Annotated in this window: 17 protein-coding genes; 8 read left to right on the top strand and 9 right to left on the bottom strand. The window is 70.7% G+C overall.

What is annotated here, in order from left to right; all coding sequences use genetic code 11:
• Window positions 1-204 precede the first annotated feature (204 nt).
• Window positions 205-1,410 (top strand): glycosyltransferase, encoded by a 1,206-nt coding sequence (locus TNCT6_RS32980; protein ID WP_216372862.1) that lies wholly within the window; start codon window positions 205-207, stop codon window positions 1,408-1,410.
• Window positions 1,411-1,555: 145 nt separating this feature from the next.
• Window positions 1,556-3,724, top strand: coding sequence for an RNA polymerase recycling motor ATPase HelR (helR, locus tag TNCT6_RS32975; RefSeq protein ID WP_141364935.1), 2,169 nt, complete (start codon window positions 1,556-1,558; stop codon window positions 3,722-3,724).
• A 159-nt stretch (window positions 3,725-3,883) separates the two neighbouring features.
• Here the strand turns inward: helR and TNCT6_RS32970 are convergent, their stop codons facing one another.
• The 5 genes from TNCT6_RS32970 to TNCT6_RS32950 form a co-directional block, all read right to left on the bottom strand.
• Window positions 3,884-4,285, bottom strand: coding sequence for a hypothetical protein (locus TNCT6_RS32970; protein WP_141364934.1), 402 nt, complete (start codon window positions 4,283-4,285; stop codon window positions 3,884-3,886).
• A 279-nt stretch (window positions 4,286-4,564) separates the two neighbouring features.
• Window positions 4,565-4,783: a hypothetical protein gene (locus tag TNCT6_RS41265; RefSeq protein ID WP_225078873.1), complete on the bottom strand. Its 219-nt coding sequence runs from the start codon at window positions 4,781-4,783 to the stop codon at window positions 4,565-4,567.
• A gap of 1,683 nt (window positions 4,784-6,466) precedes the next feature.
• Entirely contained in the window at window positions 6,467-7,489 is a 1,023-nt protein-coding gene (locus tag TNCT6_RS32960; RefSeq protein ID WP_141364929.1) for an IPT/TIG domain-containing protein, read from the bottom strand.
• A 158-nt stretch (window positions 7,490-7,647) separates the two neighbouring features.
• On the bottom strand, window positions 7,648-8,394 hold the full coding sequence (locus TNCT6_RS32955; protein WP_141364927.1) for an IPT/TIG domain-containing protein: 747 nt from the start codon (window positions 8,392-8,394) through the stop codon (window positions 7,648-7,650).
• Window positions 8,395-9,227: 833 nt separating this feature from the next.
• Complete coding sequence (locus TNCT6_RS32950; RefSeq protein WP_141364925.1) at window positions 9,228-10,880, bottom strand: cellulose binding domain-containing protein; 1,653 nt, start codon at window positions 10,878-10,880, stop codon at window positions 9,228-9,230.
• Window positions 10,881-11,357: 477 nt separating this feature from the next.
• Here TNCT6_RS32950 and TNCT6_RS32945 point away from each other — a divergent pair, with 477 nt between their 5' ends.
• From TNCT6_RS32945 to TNCT6_RS32935, 3 genes are all read left to right on the top strand, one after another.
• The gene (locus tag TNCT6_RS32945; protein WP_141364923.1) at window positions 11,358-12,653 is read left to right on the top strand and encodes a PP2C family protein-serine/threonine phosphatase; all 1,296 of its coding nucleotides are present in this window, start codon (window positions 11,358-11,360) and stop codon (window positions 12,651-12,653) included.
• 191 nt (window positions 12,654-12,844) lie between these two features.
• Complete coding sequence (locus TNCT6_RS32940; protein WP_141364921.1) at window positions 12,845-13,219, top strand: hypothetical protein; 375 nt, start codon at window positions 12,845-12,847, stop codon at window positions 13,217-13,219.
• Between the two features lie 198 nt (window positions 13,220-13,417).
• On the top strand, window positions 13,418-13,786 hold the full coding sequence (locus TNCT6_RS32935) for a helix-turn-helix transcriptional regulator (RefSeq protein ID WP_141364919.1): 369 nt from the start codon (window positions 13,418-13,420) through the stop codon (window positions 13,784-13,786).
• A gap of 9 nt (window positions 13,787-13,795) precedes the next feature.
• Here the strand turns inward: TNCT6_RS32935 and TNCT6_RS32930 are convergent, their stop codons facing one another.
• Entirely contained in the window at window positions 13,796-14,923 is a 1,128-nt protein-coding gene (locus TNCT6_RS32930; RefSeq protein ID WP_253266308.1) for an acyltransferase, read from the bottom strand.
• A gap of 438 nt (window positions 14,924-15,361) precedes the next feature.
• On the opposite strand from TNCT6_RS32930, the gene TNCT6_RS32925 reads away from it, so the two are divergent.
• The gene (locus TNCT6_RS32925; protein WP_253266307.1) at window positions 15,362-16,258 is read left to right on the top strand and encodes an inositol monophosphatase family protein; all 897 of its coding nucleotides are present in this window, start codon (window positions 15,362-15,364) and stop codon (window positions 16,256-16,258) included.
• A gap of 179 nt (window positions 16,259-16,437) precedes the next feature.
• Here the strand turns inward: TNCT6_RS32925 and TNCT6_RS32920 are convergent, their stop codons facing one another.
• The 3 genes from TNCT6_RS32920 to TNCT6_RS32910 form a co-directional block, all read right to left on the bottom strand.
• Complete coding sequence (locus TNCT6_RS32920; protein ID WP_253266479.1) at window positions 16,438-16,758, bottom strand: GatB/YqeY domain-containing protein; 321 nt, start codon at window positions 16,756-16,758, stop codon at window positions 16,438-16,440.
• A gap of 338 nt (window positions 16,759-17,096) precedes the next feature.
• Window positions 17,097-17,990 (bottom strand): ribokinase, encoded by an 894-nt coding sequence (gene rbsK / locus TNCT6_RS32915; protein WP_141364913.1) that lies wholly within the window; start codon window positions 17,988-17,990, stop codon window positions 17,097-17,099.
• On the bottom strand, window positions 17,987-19,015 hold the full coding sequence (locus TNCT6_RS32910) for a LacI family DNA-binding transcriptional regulator (protein ID WP_253266306.1): 1,029 nt from the start codon (window positions 19,013-19,015) through the stop codon (window positions 17,987-17,989). The genes rbsK and TNCT6_RS32910 overlap by 4 nt, the downstream gene beginning before the upstream one ends.
• Before the next feature lie 332 nt (window positions 19,016-19,347).
• On the opposite strand from TNCT6_RS32910, the gene TNCT6_RS32905 reads away from it, so the two are divergent.
• Entirely contained in the window at window positions 19,348-20,295 is a 948-nt protein-coding gene (locus TNCT6_RS32905) for a nucleoside hydrolase (RefSeq protein ID WP_141364909.1), read from the top strand.
• Window positions 20,292-21,734 carry an MFS transporter gene (locus tag TNCT6_RS32900; protein ID WP_141364907.1) on the top strand — a complete coding sequence of 481 codons (1,443 nt, stop codon included), beginning with the start codon at window positions 20,292-20,294 and terminating at the stop codon, window positions 21,732-21,734. The genes TNCT6_RS32905 and TNCT6_RS32900 overlap by 4 nt, the downstream gene beginning before the upstream one ends.
• Window positions 21,735-21,740 lie beyond the last annotated feature (6 nt).

Below are 21,740 nucleotides of genomic sequence, written 5' to 3'. Positions count from 1 at the left end.
AGGCGGCGGAGCCGATATGCGCAATATTCGCAAAAAGGACATCGTCCGTCGGCATCGGACGGACAAAAAGAAAGGGAAAGGAGGTCACCCGCTCCTTTCCACTCTCAACGTATAGCGCACTGGGGGGCTTGCGGCAAGGCCCCCGTCGTGCCGCAGAATCGCCGGCCGAAGCCAGAAAACGAGGGTGGGTGTCGCGAAGTGCGTGTGTTGTTGTCGACGTATGGATCGCGGGGGGACGTCGAACCACTGGTGGCACTCGCGGTGCGGTTGCGGGAATTCGGCGCGGAGGTGCGGGTGTGCGCGCCGCCGGACGAGGACTTCGCGCAGCGGTTGGCCGGTGTCGGCGTACCGCTGGTGCCGGTCGGCCGGTCGGCGCGCGCGCTGACGACCGCGGCGCCGTCGCCGTCGTCGCTGCCCCAGCGCGCGGCCGAGCTGATCGTCGGCCAGCTCGACGCGGTCACCGCGGCGGCCGGGGGATGCGACGTGCTGGTGGCGACCGGCATGATGCCGGCCGCGGCCGGCGCGCTGTCGGTGGCGGAGAAGCTGGGCATCCGCTCCGTGTCCGTGACCTTCCAGCAGCTCACCCTGCCGTCGCCGCACCGCGCGCCGCTGGCGTATCCGGGCCGTCCGTTTCCGCCGGACGTGACTGACAACCGGGAGCTGTGGGACCTGGACGCCCGGAGCATCAACACGCTGTTCGGTGAGGCGCTCAACACGAACCGCGCGTCGATCGGCCTGCCGCCGGTGAGCGACGTCCGCGACTACGTCATCGGCGACCGGCCGTGGCTGGCGACGGACCCGGCCCTGGACCCGTGGCAGCGGACGCCGGACCTCGACGTCGTCCAGACCGGCGCGTGGACCCTGCCCGACATGCGCCCGCTCCCGGCCGAGTTGACGGCGTTCCTGGACGCGGGGACGCCACCGGTGTACGTGGGCTTCGGCAGCATGCCCTTGCGCACCTCGACGGATGTCGCCCAGGCGGCCGTCGACGCGATCCGAGCACAGGGCCGCCGCGCGGTCGTGTCCCGCGGCTGGGCCGACCTGGCCCTGGTCGACGACCGTGACGACTGCTTCGTCGTCGGCGAGGTCAACCAGCAGGCGCTGTTCGGCCGGGTGGCCGCCGTCGTGCACCACGGCGGCGCGGGCACCACGACGACGGCCACCCGGGCCGGCGCGCCTCAGGTGGTGGTGCCCCAGGCGGCGGACCAGCCGTACTGGGCCGGCCGGGTGGCGGACCTCGGCATCGGCGCGGCACACGACGGTCCGACTCCGACCTTCGAGTCCCTGTCGGCCGCGCTCGGGACGGCCCTCGCCTCCGGCACCCGCGCACGAGCGGCCGCCGTGGCCGACATGATCCGCACCGACGGAGCGGCGGTGGCCGCGAAGCTGCTGCTCGACGCGATCAGCTGAGAAGTCCGCCGGGGCCCGCGTGAGCCACGCGGGATCGCCGAGCCGGGGCCCGGAACACGACAACCCGCCGGCCCGAGGTAACGCCGGGCCGGACACCTTGCCGCACGCAACGGTCGCAAGCGACCCCAGATCGGAACCGAAGACCATGAACCCCCTTACCACCAGCGCTTTCGACCTTCCCGACCGTCTCTCCTCCAAAGCCGACCCGACTCTGATCGCCGACGACGAGCAGCACTTCGCCGCCATCGCGGAGTGCCTCGAGCAGTCGATCGCCGAGGTGTCCGACCGCCTCACCGCCGAACGCAGGGCGCCCGGCGGCACGGGCCGGCAGGCGTTGGACCGGGACCTGGAGATCCACCGGCTGACCGCACGCCTGCGCACACTGCGCCGCTTCGGCCTGGACCTGTGCCTCGGCCGCATGGTCGGCACGGACCACTCCGAGCCCGTGTACGTCGGCCGGCTCGGCCTCACCGACAGCACGGGTCGCCGGCTGCTGCTCGACTGGCGCTCCCCCGCGGCTGAGCCGTTCTTCGGAGCCACCCACGCCAACCCGATGGGTCTGACGAGCCGCCGCAGGTATCGCTGGACCCGCGGCCGGATCAGCGACTACTGGGACGAGGTGCTCACCGCGGACGACTTCGCCGGGCACGCCGCGCTCGACGACCAGTCCGCGTTCATCGCCAGCCTGGGCAGCAGCCGTTCGCCTCGGATGCGCGACGTGCTCGGCACCATCCAGGCCGACCAGGACGCCATCATCCGCGCGGGATCCCGCGGCGCTCTCGTCGTCGACGGCGGTCCGGGCACGGGGAAGACCGTCGTCGCCCTGCACCGCGCCGCCTACCTCCTCCACTCCGACCCCCGCCTCGGTCACCGCCGCGGCGGCCTGCTGTTCGTCGGCCCGCACCAGCCCTACCTCGGCTACGTCGCCGACGTCCTCCCCAGCCTCGGCGAGGAGGGCGTGCGGACCTGCACCCTGCGCGACCTCGTCGCCGAAGGGGCCACGGCGGCGGTCGAGTCCGATCCGGACGTGGCCCGTCTGAAGTCGTCCGCGGATCTGGTGAAGGCGATCGAGCCGGCCGTCAGGTTCTACGAGGAGCCGCCCGCCAAGGGGATGACGGTCTCCACCCACTGGTCCGACATCCGGCTGACCGCCGACGACTGGGCCGCCGCGTTCGAAGCGGCGGACCCCGGTACCCCGCACAACGAGGCACGCGACCAGGTCTGGGAGGAACTGCTCACCATCCTGGTGGACAAGCACGACGGCGACGCCCCGGACGACCTGCTGCGCAGATCGCTGCGGCAGAACAGGGAACTGCGAACGGCCTTCAGCCGCGCCTGGCCGCTGCTCGAAGCGGCCGACCTCGTCGGAGACCTGTGGTCCGTGCCCGCCTATCTGCGGCTGTGCGCTCCCTGGCTCGGCCCCGGCGACGTCGAGAAGCTCCAGCGCCCGGACGCCCGGGCCTGGACGGTGTCCGACCTGCCGCTGCTGGACGCGGCGCGGCAGCGCCTCGGTGACCCGGAGACGTCACGGCGCAAGGCCCGGCACGAGGCCGTCGTCGCCGCGCAGCGCGAGCGCATGGCGCAGGTCGTGGACAACCTGATCGCCGCCGTGGCCGACTCCGGGGCCGACGGGGACGACGGCGAGGGCCTGGTGACGATGCTGCGCGGCGAGGACGCCGAGGTCAGCCTGGTGGACGAGTCCGAACTGTCCACCGCCGACCCGGACCAGCTCGCCGGCCCGTTCGCGCACATCGTCGTCGACGAGGCTCAGGAACTGACCGACGCGGAGTGGCAGATGCTGCTGCTGCGGTGCCCGTCCCGGAGCTTCACCGTCGTCGGGGACCGTGCCCAGGCCAGGCGCGGGTTCACGGAGTCGTGGCGGGAGCGGCTCGACCGGATCGGGCTCGACCGGATCGACCTGGCGTCCCTGAGCATCAACTACCGCACGCCGGAAGAGATCATGGCGGAAGCCGAGCCGGTCATCCGGGCCGTGCTCCCGGACGCCAACGTGCCGACCTCCGTCCGCGGCAGCGGCGTGCCCGTCGCGCACGGATCCACCGCGGACCTGCACTCGATCCTCGACACCTGGCTCGCCGCGCATGCCGACGGGATCGCCTGCGTCATCGGCGATCCGGCTTTTCCGAGCACGGCTCGCGTCCGGTCGCTCACCCCGGAGCTGTCCAAGGGACTCGAATTCGACCTGGTCGTCCTCGTCGACCCGGAGACGTTCGGCGAGGGCGTCGAAGGAGCGATCGACCGCTATGTCGCCATGACCAGGGCGACCCAGCAGCTCGTCATCCTCACGAGCCCGTGACGCCGGCCGGGCGGCCGGCGACCACCCACCCCGGCAGCGGCGCGGGAAAAAACAGGTGTCGCCGACCGCCGTGCCCTCCCTCCCCACCGTTCTGGATCATGGGAACGCCCGACAGCCTCGCGCTGCCGGGCACCGCTCCCCACTTGGCTCCACCGCGTCTCAGCGCCCTTCCTTCCGCCTGCTGCGCACGAGCCAGGTGGCTCCTCCGACGGCCAGGGCGACCGGCCACTCAAGGGCCCCCGCGACAGCGAGGGCTCCCAGGCCTCCGTAGAAGACCAGGTCCCGGGTGGGCACGTTCTCCAGGCTGAGGTACGGGATCGGAACCGGGGCGCGGAACATACGAGCGCGCAGGTGGACACCCCCGTCAGGGTGAGCCTCACCGGTCCTGTTCCGGTCTTGCGTACGCCCGGTGAACCCTCGCGTGCTCTGGCTCCCGTACTGACCCTTCTGGGCCCGCACGCGTGCCGCGGGCTCGAGCGTGGTCAGTCCAGCGTCCGACATCTTCTTCTGGGCCCGGACACGCTCGGTGGGCTCGAGCACGGTCTCGGCTGCCGTAACCATCCCCGCTCCTCCTCTCCTGTGAGCCGGTATGGATGTGTCTGGATGTGTCTCTTCATCCATCGTCTCTTCCATCCTCGCGCGCCGTCCGCCATAGCAGCTCCCTCGCGGCGAACCAGGACGACTCGGCCGGGCTCCGGCAGCACACGTGCGGGGACCCCGGCCGGCCCTGCCAGGCCGACCGGGGTCCCCGGACCTGCTCACTTCACGGTCACGAACCGAGCGGACTCGGCCGGTACCGCATCAGGCCCCGGCCCTGTCGCACCCCCTTTGCCAGGGCCGTCACGGTGCGCAATAGGCGATCGGAGTGACGGAGTAGTTCTGGGTGGCGGAGGTGTTGTGGAAGTTCACGGTCCAGCTGTCATCGGGGTTCGTGCTCGTGCTCCGGTAGCTGTTCACGGGGATGACCTCGTCGCCCCCGACCCAGCCCCCGCTGACCGCATGCTGACCGGCCGGGCACACAGCGACCAAAGCGAGCGTCTGCCCCGGTGTCAGCGTCACGCTGTCTCCGACGGCCGGAGTGATGTCGGCGACGCCCGAGGCACCCTGCGCGCCTGAAGCGCCCGTGTCGCCCTGCGGCCCGGCCGCACCCTGCGGGCCGGTAGCGCCCGTGTCACCCTGCGGGCCAGTCGCACCCGTAACACCCTGGGGGCCCGTAGCGCCCGTGTCGCCCTGGGGCCCAGTAGCGCCTGTGTCGCCCTGCGGCCCGGTGGCCCCCTGAGCGCCGGTGGCACCCGTGTCGCCCTGCGGCCCGGTTGTACCGGTGTCACCCTGAGGGCCATTAGCACCCTGCGGACCGGTAGCGCCCGTGTCACCCTGCGGCCCAGTCGCACCCGTGTCACCCTGAGGACCCGTTGCACCGGTGTCACCCTGAGGACCGGTTGCACCGGTATCACCCTGAGAGCCAGCGGCGCCCTGCGGCCCAGTAGCACCTGTGTCGCCCTGGGGCCCGGTCGCACCCGTGTCACCCTGAGGGCCAGTGGTGCCCGTGTCACCCTGAGGGCCGGTGGCCCCCTGAGCGCCGGTCGCACCCGTGTCGCCCTGCGGCCCAGTAGCGCCTGTGCCGCCCTGAGGGCCGGTCGCACCCGAGTCCCCCTGGGGTCCCGTCGCGCCCGTAGCCCCCGTATCACCCTGCGGACCGGTCGCACCGGTGTCACCCTGAGGGCCAGCGGCACCCGTGTCACCCTGCGGGCCGTTAGCACCCTGCGGCCCAGTAGCGCCTGTGTCGCCCTGAGGCCCGGTCGCGCCCGTAGCACCCGTAACACCCGTAACACCCTGCGGACCGGTCGCACCGGTATCACCCTGAGGGCCAGCGGCACCCGTGTCACCCTGCGGGCCGTTAGCACCCTGCGACCCAGTAGCGCCTGTGTCGCCCTGAGGCCCGTTAGTGCCGTTCGTGCCCTGGGGGCCGGTCGCACCCGTCGCACCCGTCGTGCCCTGCGGGCCGGCAGGCCCGGTGGCACCCGTGTCACCTTGCGGCCCGTTAGTGCCGTTCGTGCCCTGGGGGCCGGTCGCACCCGTCGCGCCCTGCGGCCCCGTCGCACCCGTCGCACCCGTCGCACCCGTCGTGCCCGTCGTGCCCTGCGGGCCTTGGGGCCCGGGCTGCCCGCACGACGGGACGGTGCTCGAGACGCTGACGTAGCGGGCGGCCACCCAGCCCGAGCGGTTCGCGAGCCGGTACCACTCCGGGTCTCCGTCGACGCTCTCGCCCAGGGCCTGGCACCAGACGCTGATCCGCGCGCCGCTGGGATAGCTGCCCAGTTCGGCGGACCTGCTCGTCGGTCGGGCGCGGATGCTCAATCTCGTCCTGGCCGTAACGGTCCCGGAAATCGCCGCCCCGAACACGTTCCGTTCCACGTGTGTGGCAGCGACATCCGAACGCACCGTGTCCGTCAGCCCCGGAGCAGCCACCGCCACGGACCCTTGCAGCTCACATGCCAGACCGAGGCTCACCGCCCCCAGGGCCAGCGACAGAAAGGTAAGCCTTCGCATCAAGAGACACCACGCCTTTCGCTTTTCGCCTGTGATGAAGGGAGACGTGAAGAGAAAAGCGCATAATCAGCTCATAAGACTGCTATGACACGAAAAAAATCCCATCGGGCGGTAAGCTGTTTTCAACCTCACCGGTTTACCGACGAGTTGGCGTAGGGGGTGGCTGGCGCGCAGTCGGGCCGGCCTCACAAGTCAGATCGCGGGGCCCGCGATCCGGGTGTAGGCGAGCCCGTTGCTGACGCCGCCGGGAGTGGTCACCGTGATGGTGACCGCTCCGGCGGCACCCGCGGGCGCGACAGCCGTGACACTGGTCGGGGAGAGCACGGTGAACGCCGCGAGAACGCCGCCGAACTCCACGCCGGTCGTGGCGATGAGGTTCGTGCCGGTGAGCGTGACGACGGCGCCCGCGTACGTCGGCCCCTGGTCGGGGGTCACGGAGGTCAGGGTGGGGGCGTCGAGGTAGACGTAGCCGAGAGGATTGCTGGTGCCGCCGGGGGTGGTCACCGTGACCGCCGCCGCACCGGCCGCGTGAGCAGGCGTCACCACGGTGATCTGAGTGGCGGAGACGACGGTGAACGATGCCGCCACCATGTCGAAGCGCACCGCCGTCGCGTTGAGAAGTCCGGTGCCGGTCAAGGTCGCCGCGGCGCCGCCGGCCGAGGATCCGGCGGGGGGCTCGATGTCGGTCAGCGACGGCACCGGGGCGTAGTAGAAGTACGCGCTGGGGTCGTCGGGGTTGCTGGTGCCGCCCGCAGTGGTCACCGTGACCGCCGCCGCACCCGCCGCATGAGCGGGCGTCACCGCGATGATCCTCGTGGCGGCGAGGACGGTGAACGACGTCGCCGCGACTGCGTCGAAGAACACCGCCGTCGCCCCCGACAGGTTGGTGCCCGTCAGCGTCACCGTAGTGCCCCCGGAGACGGGTCCCTGACTGGGCGTCACACCTGATACGGCGGGGGCGGCGACGTAGGTGTACGTGGCCGTCTGGGTGCTGGTGCCCTGGCTGGTGGTGACGGTGACGTTGACCGCACCGGTGCCGGCAGGGGGCACCGCCGTGAGCTGTGTGCTGCTGAGGACGGTGAACGAGGTGGCGGCTCTGCCGCCGAACTGAACGGCTGTCGTGCTGCTGAAGCCGGTACCGGTCACGGTGACGATGTTCCCGCCTGAGGACGGCCCCTGGTTGGGGCTGATCGAGGAGACGGTGGGGGCAGCCATGGCTGTACTCCTTCAGGCAACACGACGGCGGATCTACGGCGGATCTGCGGCGGACCGGCTCGGGCGACGACGGCCGGAGCGTGTGACACCCGTCCGAGCGGAGGAGGGGACCGCGTTCGGACGGGTGCCGTGTGCATCCCCGGTACGGGGCTGCTGGATCAGATGCCGGGGCCGGTGACGTAGGTGAATCCGCCGGCGGCCGTGGCGGACCCGGCAGGGTTGGTGACCACGACGTCGACCGCACCGGCCGTGCCGGGCGGCGTGACCGCCGACAAGGTGGTGGCGCTGATGACCGAGAACGGCGCGGCGGTGCCGTCGAAGGTGACCGAGCTGGCGGTGTCGAGGTTGGTGCCCGTGATGGTCACCGCCGTGCCGCCGGAGGCCGGACCCGAGGTCGGGTTGACGGTCACGATCGTGGGGTCGTCGATGTAGGTGTAGGACAGGCCGTTGTTGCTGCCGCCCGCGGTCGTCACGGTCACCGACACCGGCCCGGCAGACGTGCCCGCCGGCACGGCGACGCTGATGGAGCTGTCGGAGTTCACCGTGGGGGTGGCGGTGTTGCCGCCGAAGGACACGCTGGTCGCGGTCGACAGGCCGGTGCCGTTGACGCTGATGGTGTTGCCGCCGGCCAGCGGCCCCGAGCTGGTGCTCAGGGAGGACTTGAACGGGGCGCCGACGTAGAAGAACGACACCGGGTTGCTCGTCCCGCCCGGGGTGGTCAGGGTGACTCCGACCGAGCCCGCTCCCGAGGGGGAGACCGCGGTGACCTGGGTCGGTGAGACGTTGGTGACGCTCGTGGCGGGCTTGGTGCCGAACAGCACCGCGCTGGTGTTGGAGAGGTTGGTACCGGTGATGGTCACCAGCGTGCCTCCGCCGGTGGAACCCTGATTCGGAGAAATGGGCATGGGGACACTCCTTCGTCTCTGGTGGGGACATGCGAGGAACCAGCGGAGTGGCCAGTCACCGTCCGCGCCGCCGCCGAGAAGCGGGACCACCGCCGGCGCAGAGCGCCGTCAGCCCTTTCGGGCTGCTTCAGGCGTGGAAGAACACGGCTCAGGAGTGCTTCTGGGCCCGGAGGGAACGAACGGACTCTCGCGCCGGCACGCACGGCCGGGCGCACAGCAACCTGCGCCGTCTCCCTGGGCATGGAGAAAACCGGCCAACAGCTGCCTGTCTCAACGTCCTTCTGGCACGGGGATGGGCAGCCCGCCGGTATCGCACTTTCAGTGACCCACACGTCCGATCGAGTGACAAGAGGTCATTCATCGTAATCACCCGTATGGAGTAATCTTCTGCCTGGCCCGCCAGGGGCCGCACCCTCGTACGGGGAGGGTCGGCGCCGCCCGACCGGGCGCTGCCGCCGCCGCGTCGAACGGCCGCGATCAACTCGCTTGTCTCACAAAGCAAGACACCGTTGAGGCGTGCGACCTAGGGAATCCCAGTGGGCGGTACGCCGGGAATGATTGAAACCGTCGCGGTCCCCTGTTGGAGTGACGCCTCCAGAAACCCCTTGCCGGTGCCCTGACCCGGAGGATTGGATGTGAATATCCAACCGGTGGGCCGCCCATCCTCTCCGGGGGATGTGGCAGTCGATCCGCGTGCGGCTTCTCCGGAGGAAGTGCGTGGGTGCCGGTTTGCCACGATGGGCACCCCCGCAGAGGGCTTTGGATCGGGTCAGCCGGTGCCGTCCAGGTACCGGCTGACCCGGTGGTACTCCTGCATCAGAACACAGCGGGATTCAGGGGCTCTTGCAGGTGAGATTTGCGGGTGCCGGGCTGGAGTTGCCGGTGGCGGTGAAGCCGAAGGTGGCGGTGCCGTTGGCCGCGAGGGTGCCGTTGTACGAGCTGTTGTGCACCGTGACGGATCCGCTGGTCCCGGTGTTCACCCCGTCCCAGAGACTGCTGATCGACTGACCGGAGGCCAGACTCATGCCGACGGTCCAGCCGTTCAGCGTGCTGGTGCCGTTGTTGCGGATCGTCACCTCGCCCTGGAAGCCACCGGGCCAGCTGTTGACGTTACGGTAGCCGGCGGTGCAGGTGCCGTTGGTGCCACCGCCACCCGGGTCACCACCCGGGTCGCCTCCCGTGCCGCCGCCCGGGTCACCGCCGTTGCCACCTCCCCCGTCGGTCAGGGTCGGTGTCTGCCAGTCCCGCCACGTGGACAGGTTGCCGGACTTGCTGGGGGCGATCCTGAACACGCCGGAGCTGCTTCCCGTGCCCAGCAGGAACTTCTGGATGTTCTGCTGCAACGGCGTCTTCCACTCGGACCTGACGGCGCAATGGGTCCCGTCCTGGACGTCGGACCAGTAGCTGATGTTGCTCCCCGCGCCGAGCGCCTTGTAGACCTCGGCCGCGCCCAGCGCCGCCACGCTGCCCGACCTGGCGGCCAGCCAGTCGACGTACGGGTTCTCCATGACGAACAGCCCGCGCGGCGCGACCATGCCCAGGATCTCGTGGGTGTCCACCGGCAGGGAGTTCGGGTTGCCCGTGTAGGAGCTGAACGCGTCGCCCAGCCAGGGCTGTTCCGAGTAGGCGCTGCTCAGCGGCTGGGCGCCGTTCTCCCCCGGAATACCGCGGAGGACGGGGACGCCGCCGCTCCCGGACTCGATCGGCATGGTCAGCGCGACGCGCTGGTCGAACGCCCCGGCCACGATGGCACCCTTGCCGAACCGAGAGCATCCCGTGACGCCGGTCGCGCTCGCCTTGAGGATGTTGCCGCTCGACTGCTCGATGACGTCGATGATGCGGCTGACGCCCCAGGACCAGGCCATCAGCAGGCCCGTGCTGCTGGACGAGCCGTACACGCTGTAGAAGGCGCCCTGCTTGTTGTTCCGCGCGGTGCCTTCCTTCCCCACCGAGTAGGGGTCGTAGTTGATGACGGCGACACCGGAGGCCTTGATGGTGGCGGTGTCCGCGCCGAGCCCGCCCAGCACGATGACGGCGGGGAAGGGTCCCGAACCGCTCGGCAGGCTCACGCTCGCCGAGAAGCTCGCGTTCCTGCCCTGGTCCGACACGTTCACCGTGATGCTGCTCGCCGACACCGTGCCCGTGACACTGGCGGGTCTCGCGGGCTTCTGGCCGTAGACGGATCTCTGCGCCAGATCTCTGATCTCCGCCCGGCGGCACCGCCAGTCGGAGGTGGCCGAGATGCGCGTACCGTTCAGCCTCTTGAAGGGATCGGGAAGCATGGAACTGGACGTCGGAGAGCCCGGGTTGGGCACCGCGCAGTCCGCGCCGTCGTCCTCGCCGCCGGCTTGCACCTGCGCGGCGACGACCTGTCCGTCGGCGGCGCCCGCCTGCGCGGTGAGCGAGGGCGTGATCAGGCTCGCGGCGGCCACCAGGGCCGCGGCCGCCCACACCCGGGGCCGATATCGATACCGATGGAAGCGCATTGGGGACCTCCAGAGGAAGGTGCGCGATCGATGGGGGACGGACCCTGCCCGGCTGGCATGACGCGGTGCCGCCGCAGGGACGGCGACCCGCAGAAACTTGGGGTTCCCTCCTCGAATGTTGCGTGGATCGCGGGCCGCCACGGCCAGGATTGGGAGCGCTCCCAAGCGTAAGAACGGGGTCGGAACATGACAACACCCGAGAAGTGGGCCGCCTCAGTTTGGCCATTCCGGCACTACCACTGGCGCTCAACAGGGCGTGCAAAGAGGGCGGATGAGGGGAAACCGGCGGAACCGGTCAGCGCCTGCGGCGTCACGCAACGGGACGTTCCAGCCGTTTCGTAGAGCGTGGCGAAAGTTTCGACGCTTCTACCGTACATCTGCGGCGGACCGCTCACGAGCCTTCACCGCACCGGACGGCGCAGCACCCCCGGCGGCGGATGACAGAGTATGACAACAGGTGCACAGGGAAGGAACGTGATGAAGCGGAAACCCTCACCGTCGACGGAACCGAAGGCGGGATCCACGCCGGAGGTCGCTGCGGCTCGTCTGCGTCTGCTCGCCGAGGCGAGCCGGGCACTGGCCTCGGGCCTGGACGCGGAGGAGTCGCTGCGCCGGCTGGCCCGGGTGGTGGTCCCGCATCTGGCCGACGCCTGCGTCGTCGACATGGTCGAGGGAAACGGGCTGCGCCGCCTCGGCGTCGCGGACCGGGACGCTGAACGGGTGCTGCGGGTGCTGCCCGGCGGGTTCCTGCCCGGGCCGGACGACTCGGCCGCCGCTCTGGCGAAGGTGCTGCGCGGGGCGGGCCCCATGGTGGTCACCGAGTTCGACATGCCCGATCCGGACGACTCCCTGCACGCCGCCCAGTGGACCCTCTACCGCATGCTGGGCGCCGAGACCGCGTTGATCGTGCCCATGGGCGTACGGCGGGAGGCCCTCGGGGCGCTCACCTTCGTCCGCCGCGCCCCGGCCGTTCCCTTCGACGAGCAGGAGCAGGCGCTCGCCGCCGACCTGGGACACCGCGCGGGCCTCGCGCTGGACAACGCGCGCCTGTACGCGCTGCAACAGCACACCGCGGAGCAGCTCCAGCTCTCCCTCCTGCCCGATCTGACCGGGCTCGGGCACCTCCAGCTCGCCACCCGCTACGTGGCCGCCCGCGAGCGGGCCGAGGTCGGCGGCGACTGGTACGACGCCTTCCCGCTCCCCGACGGCTCGGTGATCCTCGCGATCGGGGACGTGGTCGGCCACGACCTGGCGGCCGCGGTCCGCATGGGCCAGTTGCGCAACATGCTGCGCGCGCTGGCCTACGACAGCGGGGACGACCCGGCCGGAGTGATGAACCGCCTGGACCGGGTCATGCAGGGCCTGACCAGCATCGAACTCGTCACGGCCGTCATCGCCCGTATCGAGACGCCTCCCGACGGACCGTGGCGGCTGCTCATGAGCAACGCCGGCCACCTTCCGCCGCTGCTCGCCCAGCCCGACGGCCGCACTCTCCTGCTGGAGGAAGGGCACGCCCCCGTGCTGGGAGTCGACCCCGCGCTCAAGCGCGAGACCGCGGCGGTCACCCTGCCTCCCGGAGGCACCCTGCTCTTCTACACCGACGGCCTCATCGAACGCCCCGGCGAGGACATCGGCCGCGGCCTCACCCGGCTGCGCCAGCACGCGGCCGCGCTGGCCCGGGAACCGCTGACGGTCTTCCGCGACGAACTGCTCACCCGATTGAGCGACGACCAGCACGACGACATCGCCATCCTGGCCCTGCGCGTCCCCTGACCTCCGGAACGCGTTGGCACAGAGAAGCGAAAGGTCAGTTGCAGTCGTCAAAGTGTTCGCATACGACACTCCTCGATCAATGGGCGTCAGTCTTGAAGACCTTCACTCGAACTCCCGGGCTGCGCGCCTACGGTGCGATCACCGGTCGGCCCGGGCCGTCCGGACTCAGCCGACGATCAAGGGGAGGCACCGTGGCGAGTGTGGAAGTGTCGCTGAAGGAAATGATGACCGCGGTCGAGGGGGCGCTGGGCGCGGCGGTCGTCGACTACACCAGCGGAATGGCCCTGGGAACGCTGGGCGGAGGCAAGGATCTGGATCTGACCATCGCCGCGGCGGGGAACACGGACGTCATCCGCGCCAAGGTGCGCACCATGGAGCAGTTGGGCCTGAAAAGTCAGATCCAGGACGTGCTGATCACGCTCGGCGACCAGTACCACCTGATCCGCCTGGTCACCGGACGCAACGGCAACGGCCTGTTCCTCTATCTGGTCCTGGACAAGTCCCGTTCGAATCTGGCGATGGCCCGCCACCAGCTCAAGCGCGTCGAGGAACAGCTCGAGGTCTAGGTCTTTTCGCGCCCCGGGCCGACGTGCGCCCATGATGTGAAAACTTCTTCAAGTCACCACATCAGCATGATTCCAACTCGTGGTTGCACGTGGCCCGGGGCGAGAAGGATCTGCTCTGCACGGCACATTCCGCGTGGCGCCCTCCGGGGCGCCACCGCGTCTTTGGACCATCCCCGATGCGGCAGGGAGCAGGCACTCATGCAAGTCCCCCTCTACCAGGCCAAGGCGGAGTTCTTCCGCATGCTCGGGCACCCCGTGCGCATCCGGGTCCTGGAGCTGCTCCAGCACGGTCCCGTGCCCGTACGTGATCTGCTCGCCGACATCGAGATCGAGCCGTCCAGCCTCTCGCAGCAGCTGGCCGTGCTGCGGCGCTCCGGCATCGTCGTGTCCATCCGGGAGGGATCCACGGTCCGTTACGCCCTCGCCGGCGGCGATGTCGCCGAACTGCTGCGCGCGGCCCGCCGCATCCTCACCGAACTCCTGGCCGGCCAGAACGAACTGCTCGCCGAACTCCGGCAGACCGACGGCGCCGCGACCGTGGGCGCCCCGGGCGGACAGCAGAGGTAGCCGAGTCGCTCAACGGCGCCGAGTGGGCGGCTCCGGGCCGAACGCGGCGGTCTTCAGCGAACGCCGCATGGCCCGCACCATCGGGCGCTCCACGAACCGGTGCACGAGATAGGACAGCACGACCAGCGCGGCGACCGTGACCCCGACCAGGAGCAGGGGATCGACCCGGTCGCCGAAGTGGTGCGCGACGGTCATTCCGAGCGTGTCGTGCAGCAGGTACAGCGGGAAGGTCATCGTGCCCATGACGGTCAGCCCGCGCCAGCGAAGCTGGCGGGTCCAGCCGAGCGCGATGGCGGCGACCGTCAGGAAGAAGACCGTGACCGCCAGGACCAGCCAGCCGCGCCACGGCGACCAGGTCTCCCAGTTGTTGCGGCCACCGGTGGGCGCCAGCAGGAAGTGCAGCGCCAGCAGCCACGACATGGCGACGATGCCCCCCAGCAGAGGTGTCGGCCGGTACCGGTACATGAGGTAGAAGGCCATGCCCGCGATGAAATACGGGGCCGACGTCGGGTTCACCACGAGTGTGAGCAGCGGGATGTGGGCGGCGGGCGCGAGTACCGCGGCGACCGTCCACAAGCCGCAGAAGATCACCACGCGCTGGTAGGTGAGGCCCTTCCACACCACGACCGCGAACGTGAGGTAGAAACAGAGTTCCGGCCAGAGGGTCCAGTAGACCGGGTCCAGGTTGGACACGCCGAGCGGGGTCTGCAGCATCGTGAAGTTCGCCAGCAGGACTCGCGGGTGCGGGTGCCCGAAGGGCGTGTCGGCGAAGTAGATGACGCACGCCGACACCACGATCGCGATCCAGTACATCGGGTACAGGCGGGTGACGCGTGAGATGAAGAAGTCGCGCGGGGTGCGCCCCCACGCGCTCATGCAGATGACGAAGCCGCTGATCAGGAAGAACAGGTCGACGCCGAGCCGCCCGAAGGCGAAGTAGCCGTGCAGCTCCGGGAACACGCTCTGGTAGGGGCGCCCCCAGATGCCTTCCATCGCCCCCGGGGTCTGGCCGACGAAGTGGAAGAGCACCACCGACAGCGCCGCCAGGAAGCGCAGCCCGTCCAGTGCGGCGAGTCTGTCTCTTCCGGTGCCCTTCCCGGCGACGATCACCCGTGCCGCAGGGGGCGCCTGCGGCACCAGCACTTCCTCTGTGACCGCCCCCTCGTTCCGCGGTCGCGTGGCTGCACCGGCCGATGCCCTGCGATCCGTCTGGGTCATATCTCCCGTTCCAGAGTCGTCCTTTACCGAAAGGGCCCTGGAATCCGGATCACATGCCCGACGGGCGGATGGCGATTTAGCCGAGTTCGTACTCATTCCGCTGCGGGGCGAGTGCCGGCACCGCCCTGGCCCACAGAGGGGGACTACCCGATGTCCCCGATGAGATACGGGGCCGCCGGGGTGACACGGACCGCACACAGGAGCGACCCCTCCCCCGCCGGGGCGCCCCGGTCTTCCCGGTTACCCCCAGCCGAAGACCATCGGAGCCCGCCGCGGTTTCTGCGTTCCTGCCCGTGGTGAGCGACCGGTGCCGGTGAATCGGCGGGGCTGTTCCCGGTCTCGACTACTCTGCGGGGCGTGATCAACTCGTACGCGGGACTTGATGATGCCGGGGTCGCCATCGCTGCGGCACGTGCGGGCGCGGACGTGGTGCGCACGTTGTACGGCAGGCCGCTCTCCCGCATCGACAAGGGTGCCGGGGACTTCGCCACGGCCGCCGATGTGGAGGCCGAAAAGGCGATCTTCGCCGTCCTCCGGGCCGCCCGGCCGGACGATGCGGTGCTCGGTGAGGAGAGCGGACAGCAGGGTGCCTCCGACGCCGCGCGTCAGTGGTTGGTGGATCCGTTGTGCGGCACGCTGAACTACGCCGTCGGCAACATGCTGGTCGCGGTCAACGTGGCACTGCGCGACGGGGCGGCGGCGGTGGCCGATCCGTTCAGCGGCGAGGTCTTCTTCACCAGCGGCGAGACCGCCTGGGTGCGGCGGGACGAGGCCTCTGCGCCGCTGACACCCACGCCCGCGACCCGGCTGGTGGACGTCAACCTGGACCCGCCCTTCCCGAGCGCGCCCGGCTTCCGGGCCGTGGACCTGCTGGCCTGCCCCGGGTTCGTCGGGCGGTTCCGGCCTCGGGTCGTCTCCACGACGCTCGCGTTGGCCTGGGTCGCTGCCGGCAAGCGCGCCGCGTACGTCACCGACGGCGGGGACCTGTCCGGCAGCGTGCATTTCGCCGCCGGCATCGCTCTGTGCCGGGCCGGCGGCTGCGTGGTCACCGGGATCGACGGCGCTCCGATCGGGCCGGCGGGCCGCGGACTCGTCGCGGCCGCCGACGCCGACACCCACCAGTCGCTGATGGCGATGATCCGCGGCGGTGGCCAGGGGTTGTCCGGCCTGTGGAGCTGTGCCCTCGGGGCACAGGTCGCACTCGTGCAGCCCGAGTTCAGGCGAGCATACGCCGGTCGGCACCAGAGCGCTTAGAAGCCTGATTCCCTGTCCGTGAACGCGTCCTCGTCCTGGTAGTCGTACTCGCTGAGGTCTTCGCAGAACACCCGTAGATCATCGCCCTGATCCTCAGACACCCGGACCTGACCTGACAGGGCGGTCATCGTCCACATGCGCCGGTCTTCGAGCCTGAGCCACGACGGGTCCGCCCTGTGCTAGGCGGTGCCGTGACCGTCCAGGAAGCGGAGCAGCACCGAGGCCTCCTCGCGGAGTCGGGTGGCTCGGTCGGCGTGCGCGGGCGTGGTCAACTGCGCTGCGGCTTCGAGTCGTTCGGTGGCCTCGGCCCGCACGATGTCCGCCACGTCGTTCTCCGTCAGCTCACGCCGCAAGGCTTCGGTGGCACCGGCACCGACCGGTGACTGCTCCAGGGCCAGGCCACGTGTCTCGGTCTCGCCCACGGGCACCGCCTCCGCGTTGTCAAAGGCGGCGAGTGTCGAGCGCAGGGCGCTCACCGCGGCCTTGTCGCGGGCGCGCATCGCTTCCGGGAGGGCTTGACGCATACGTACTCGTAGGGACATACCGGGACCCTACGGGGCTGTTCCTGGTCCCACAACGCAATATCCCCTGCGAGTCGGCCGACTCGGCGTGCAGTCGCCAGTGCCCGCTTGATGAGGGCGTCGATGCTTCGGACGGCCGAGGGGCGGTCGACGTGGCGGCCTGGTCGCAGCAACTCCGCCAGACGGCCCGCCGCTTGTGCGACGGCAACGAGGAGATCGGAGCGCAGCCGGTCGACGTCCGTGTCGGCTGTCAGGCCCCTGGCAGTCGCGTCGAGGTCGGGCACTCTCCCACGACAAGCCCTCGATCATCGGGGTCCTCAGCGCTTGAGAAATGCCTCCACCTCGTCGCGGTGGGGCAGCGACGGCTGGGCGCCGGGGCGCGTGGTGCTGAGCGCCGCCGCGGCGCAGGCCCAGCGGACGGCCTGTTCCAGGGTGCGGCCCTCGGCCAGGGCTACGGCGAGCGCGCCGCAGAAGCAGTCACCGGCCGCCGTGGTGTCCATCGGCCGGACCGCGAAGGCCGGGATGTGCAGCCGCGCGGTGCCCTCCAGGAGCAGCACGCCGTCACCGCCGAGGGTGACGATGACCGCGCCCGGTCCGCTCAGTTTGCCCGCGGCGGCGGCGACCTCGTCGATCGTCTCCGGAACCGGGGTGCCGGTGAGGGCGGCCAGTTCGGTGCGGTTGGGGACCAGTACGTCGACGCGGCGGGGCGGGACGGCGCCCTCGACGGCGGGTGCGGGGTTGTGCACGACGATACCCCCGGCCAGCTCGGCGGCCGCGTGGTTGGCCTCGTCGGGGACCTCCTGCTGAAGGACGGTGACCTTGGCCCGGTTCAGCACGTCAGCGGCGGCCCGGCAGTCGGCTGCGGTCAGGCGGGAGTTGGCGCCGGGGCTGACGATGATCGAGTTCTCGCCCGACGGGTTGACGGCGATCAGCGCGCGCCCCGTAGGCACTCCGGGGGTGCGGGACAGGTGCGCGGTGTCGACGCCCTCGGCGCGCACCGCGGCGGCCATCACGTCGGCCGCGTCGTCCTCGCCGACGCGGCCGATCAGGGCGACCTGTCCGCCGAGCCGGGCCGCGGCGACCGCCTGGTTGGCCCCCTTGCCGCCGGGGTGCTCGACGATGTCCCCGCCCAGCACGGTCTCCCCCGGCACCGGGTGCCGGGGAACGGGTGTGACGAGATCGAGGTTGAGGCTTCCGACGACTGCGATCACTGGTGTTCCTCTGGGGTTCTGCTGCCGGGGATGGTCGCGGGCGCGGTGGCGCGGGGAGCGCTGGAGGCGCGTACGACGAGTTCGGGTGAGAGGCGGACGGACCGGTACGCCTCGGCTCCCCCGCCGGCGAGGCGCTGGTCGAGGAGCCGGAGCGCCTCGGCCGCGACTTGGGCGGCCGGCTGGCGGACCGTGGTCAGGTTCGGTTCGGCGAGGCTCGCCATGGGGATGTCGTCGAAGCCGGTGACGGCGACCTCGCCGGGCACGTCGACGCCGAGTTGTCCGAGGCGTTGCACCGCTCCTACCGCGATGAGGTCGTTGGCACAGACGACGGCGTCCGGGCGGGCCGGCCAGATCCGCTCGACCGCGGCACGCCCCCACTCCACGGAGAAGTCGCCGAGTTCGGTGCGGTCCGGTGCCGTCGGGTCCAGGGCGGCGACGCCCGCCGCGTAGGCCATGCGCCGTTCGACGGCGGTCGAGGCGGTCCCGGCGGCGCCGAGGAAGCAGAACCGGCGGCGCCCGGTGCGGGTCAGGTGCTCCAGGACCAGGGCCATGCCGGCGGCGTTGTCGACGGCCACCGAGTCGGCGATCCCGGGACCGCAGGAACGGTCGAGCAGGACCAACGGGACACGGGCCGCGGCGAGTTCGACGGCCTCGCGGCTGTGTGTCTCGTCGACGGGGATGACCAGCAGCGCGTCCACCTGCCGGTCCAGCAGGGCGGTGATCCGGGCCGCCTCGGTCCGCGGGTCGTCGTCGCAGTCGGCGAGCAGCAGGCCGCGGCCCCCGGCGTGCAGGGCGTGCTCCACCTCACGTACGAGGGAGGGGAAGAAGGGGTTCGTGATCTGCGGCAGCACCAGGCCGATGGTGCCGGTGGAGCGGCTGCGCAGGGCGCGGGCGACCTGGTTGGGGCGGTAGCCGAGGCTTTCGGCCGCGGCCCGCACACGGCGTGCCGTCTCCGCTCCCACCGGGCGGGTGCCGGCCAGCACGCGGGACACCGTGGCGACGGAGCAGCCCGACGCGCGAGCCACGTCACGCAATGTCACCTCGGTCACCGTACTCCGCCCCCTTCCGTCGGGTCGGTTTCCTGGCCGCCACAGGAGCAACCAGCACCGACCAGCACCGATGCCGGAGAACGTTATCACCCGCCCCTTCCGTCGCAGGCCGCCACGGAGTAGGGGGAGGTGAAAGAAAGATGTAACCGCCATTGACACATCGGTGAGGAATGGGCGAATGTTCGGGAGAACGTTTTCCCTAACGTCTCCCGAGGCGCCGGACCACTCGGCGCCCTCCGGACGCGTCCGCCCCTGGGCGTCCCCGGAGATCGGTTTCACCAAAGGTAAGCGAGCAAAGGGGCTCTCCGTTGGCCAGAAAGATCATCCTCGACTGCGACCCGGGGCACGACGACGCCATCGCCATGCTTCTGGCGCACGGCAACCCCGAGATCGAGCTCGTGGCCGTCACGACCGTGGTCGGGAACCAGACGCTGGAGAAGGTGACCCGCAACGCCCTGTCCGTGGCCCGCATCGCCGGGATCACCGGGGTGCCCTTCGCCGCGGGTTGCCCCCGGCCTCTGGTGCGCGCCATCGAGACGGCGCCGGACATCCACGGCGAGTCCGGGCTCGACGGACCCGTGCTGCCCGAGCCGACCCTGGAGCTGGACCGCCGCCACGCGGTCGACCTGATCATCGACACGGTCATGTCGCACGAGCCGGGCGAGATCACGATCGTGCCGACCGCCGGTCTGACCAACATCGCCATGGCGGTCCGCAAGGAGCCGCGCATCGCCTCGCGCGTCCGCGAGGTCGTCCTGATGGGCGGCGGCTACCACGAGGGCAACTGGAGCGCGGTCGCCGAGTTCAACATCAAGATCGACCCCGAGGCCGCGCACATCGTCTTCAACGAGAGCTGGCCGGTCACCATGGTCGGTCTCGACCTCACGCACCAGGCGCTCGCGACGCCCGCCGTCACCGAGAAGATCGCCGCGGTCGGCACCGCGCCCGCCAAGTTCGTCCTGGAGCTGCTGGACTTCTTCGGCGCGATGTACGAGCAGGCCCAGGGCTTCGAGTTCCCGCCCGTGCACGACCCCTGCGCGGTCGCCTACGTCATCGACCCGGAGGTCATGACGGTGCGCAAGGCCCCGGTGGACATCGAGCTCACCGGCACCCTTACCCTCGGCATGACCGTGGCCGACTTCCGGGCGCCGGCCCCGGACGACTGCCACACCCAGGTCGCGGTGAAGCTCGACCACGAGCGGTTCTGGAACCTGGTGGTGGACGCCCTCGAGCGGATCGGCGACGTCCAGGCATGACCGTTCCCAGCGTTTCCACAACCGACAGACCGCCAGGCTCGGGGCAGGGCTCCCCCGTCCGGATCGGTGTGCTGCTGACCGCGCTGCTCGCCGCGTGCGTGGCCTTCCAGCTCAACGCCAGCATGATCAGCCCAGCGCTGAAGAGCATGGAGGGCGCCCTCCACGCCACCTCCGCGGAGATCGGGCTCACCCAGACCGCGTTCTTCACCTCCGCGGCCCTGTTCTCGCTGTTCCTGCCACGGCTGGGCGATGTCGTCGGCCGCCGCAAGGTCCTCACCGGCATGCTGGCCCTGATGGCCGTCGGATGTGTCGTCGCCGCGTTCGCGCACAACGTCCCGGTCCTGTTCGCCGGGCGCGTCATCCAGGGCGTGAGCGGCCCGGTCGTCCCGCTGTGCCTGATCATGCTGCGGGAGGAGGTGACCGAGCCCAAGCGCTACGGCACCCTGCTCGGTGTGATCACCGCCTTCAACGGCGGAGTCGCCGGTGTCGACTCCCTTGCGGGCGGCTACCTCTCCGACCACCACGGGTTCCAGTCGGTCTTCTGGGCGATGGCCGTCGTGGCGGCGGTCGCCACGGGGATGGTCGCTCTGATGAGCCGCGAGTCCAAGGCGCCGGTCACCGCGCGCATGGACTGGCCCGGCGTCGTGCTCCTCGTGGTCTCGGTCGGCTCGCTGCTCATCGCGCTGAACGAGGCCGGCAAGCTCGCCGCGGCCAACTGGCCGCTGATCGCCCTGCTCGTCGTCGTCGCCGCGGCCGCCTTCGCGCTGTTCTGGCGCAACGAGGACCGCAGCGGGCATCCGCTGGTCGCCACGCGCCATCTGCGGCAGCGCTCCACATGGGCGCTCCTGCTGACGACGGTACTCACCATGACGGGTGTGTTCGCCGTCATGAACGGGCTGATCCCGGCGTTCGCCGAGGACGCGCAGGCCGGACTGGGCATGTCCGCGCAGCAGTCCGCGTGGTGGACCCTCACGCCGTACGCCCTGGCCGGACTGGCCATGGGCCCGATCGCGGGCCGGCTGGCCGCCACCTTCGGCTACGGCCGGATCCTGCGGATCGGCCTCATCGGCGCCGCGGCGACCGTCGTACTGATGATCCTCACGCTGCACGGCCATTCGCGCGCCCTGCTGCTGACGGCGTCCATCCTGGTGGGGATCACCTATGCCGGGATCGGGAACATCGTGCTCAACGGGCTCGGCATCGTGCTGTCCCCGCGTGAGAACCCCGGGTTCCTGCCCGGTCTGAACGCGGGTGCGTTCAACCTCGGCGCCGGTCTGAGCTTCGCGGTGCTGTACGCGGTCAAGACCGCGGCCGCGCCCGCGGACCCGTCGTCGACCGGCGACTACACGACGGCCATGATCACCGGTGCGGTCATCATGGCCGTCGCCGTCGTGACGTCGTTCCTCATCCCCAAACCGGCGGCTGCGGAAGCGCGTTGAGCACGC

It is taken from the genome of Streptomyces sp. 6-11-2, from assembly GCF_006540305.1.
In the GTDB taxonomy this organism is placed as follows: domain Bacteria; phylum Actinomycetota; class Actinomycetes; order Streptomycetales; family Streptomycetaceae; genus Streptomyces.
The sequence above is the reverse complement of the archived record's forward strand: the minus strand, read 5'-3'. Positions and strand labels throughout refer to the sequence as shown.

Coding starts and splice junctions, on each gene's coding strand:
- TNCT6_RS32945 (WP_141364923.1), top strand. CDS start 11,358: ATGAAGCGGAAACCCTCACCGTCGACGGAACCGAAGGCGGGATCCACG.
- TNCT6_RS32950 (WP_141364925.1), bottom strand. CDS start 10,880: ATGCGCTTCCATCGGTATCGATATCGGCCCCGGGTGTGGGCGGCCGCG.
- TNCT6_RS32955 (WP_141364927.1), bottom strand. CDS start 8,394: ATGCCCATTTCTCCGAATCAGGGTTCCACCGGCGGAGGCACGCTGGTG.
- TNCT6_RS32920 (WP_253266479.1), bottom strand. CDS start 16,758: ATGCGCGCCCGCGACAAGGCCGCGGTGAGCGCCCTGCGCTCGACACTC.
- TNCT6_RS32970 (WP_141364934.1), bottom strand. CDS start 4,285: ATGGTTACGGCAGCCGAGACCGTGCTCGAGCCCACCGAGCGTGTCCGG.
- TNCT6_RS32935 (WP_141364919.1), top strand. CDS start 13,418: ATGCAAGTCCCCCTCTACCAGGCCAAGGCGGAGTTCTTCCGCATGCTC.
- TNCT6_RS32900 (WP_141364907.1), top strand. CDS start 20,292: ATGACCGTTCCCAGCGTTTCCACAACCGACAGACCGCCAGGCTCGGGG.
- TNCT6_RS32960 (WP_141364929.1), bottom strand. CDS start 7,489: ATGGCTGCCCCCACCGTCTCCTCGATCAGCCCCAACCAGGGGCCGTCC.
- helR (WP_141364935.1), top strand. CDS start 1,556: ATGAACCCCCTTACCACCAGCGCTTTCGACCTTCCCGACCGTCTCTCC.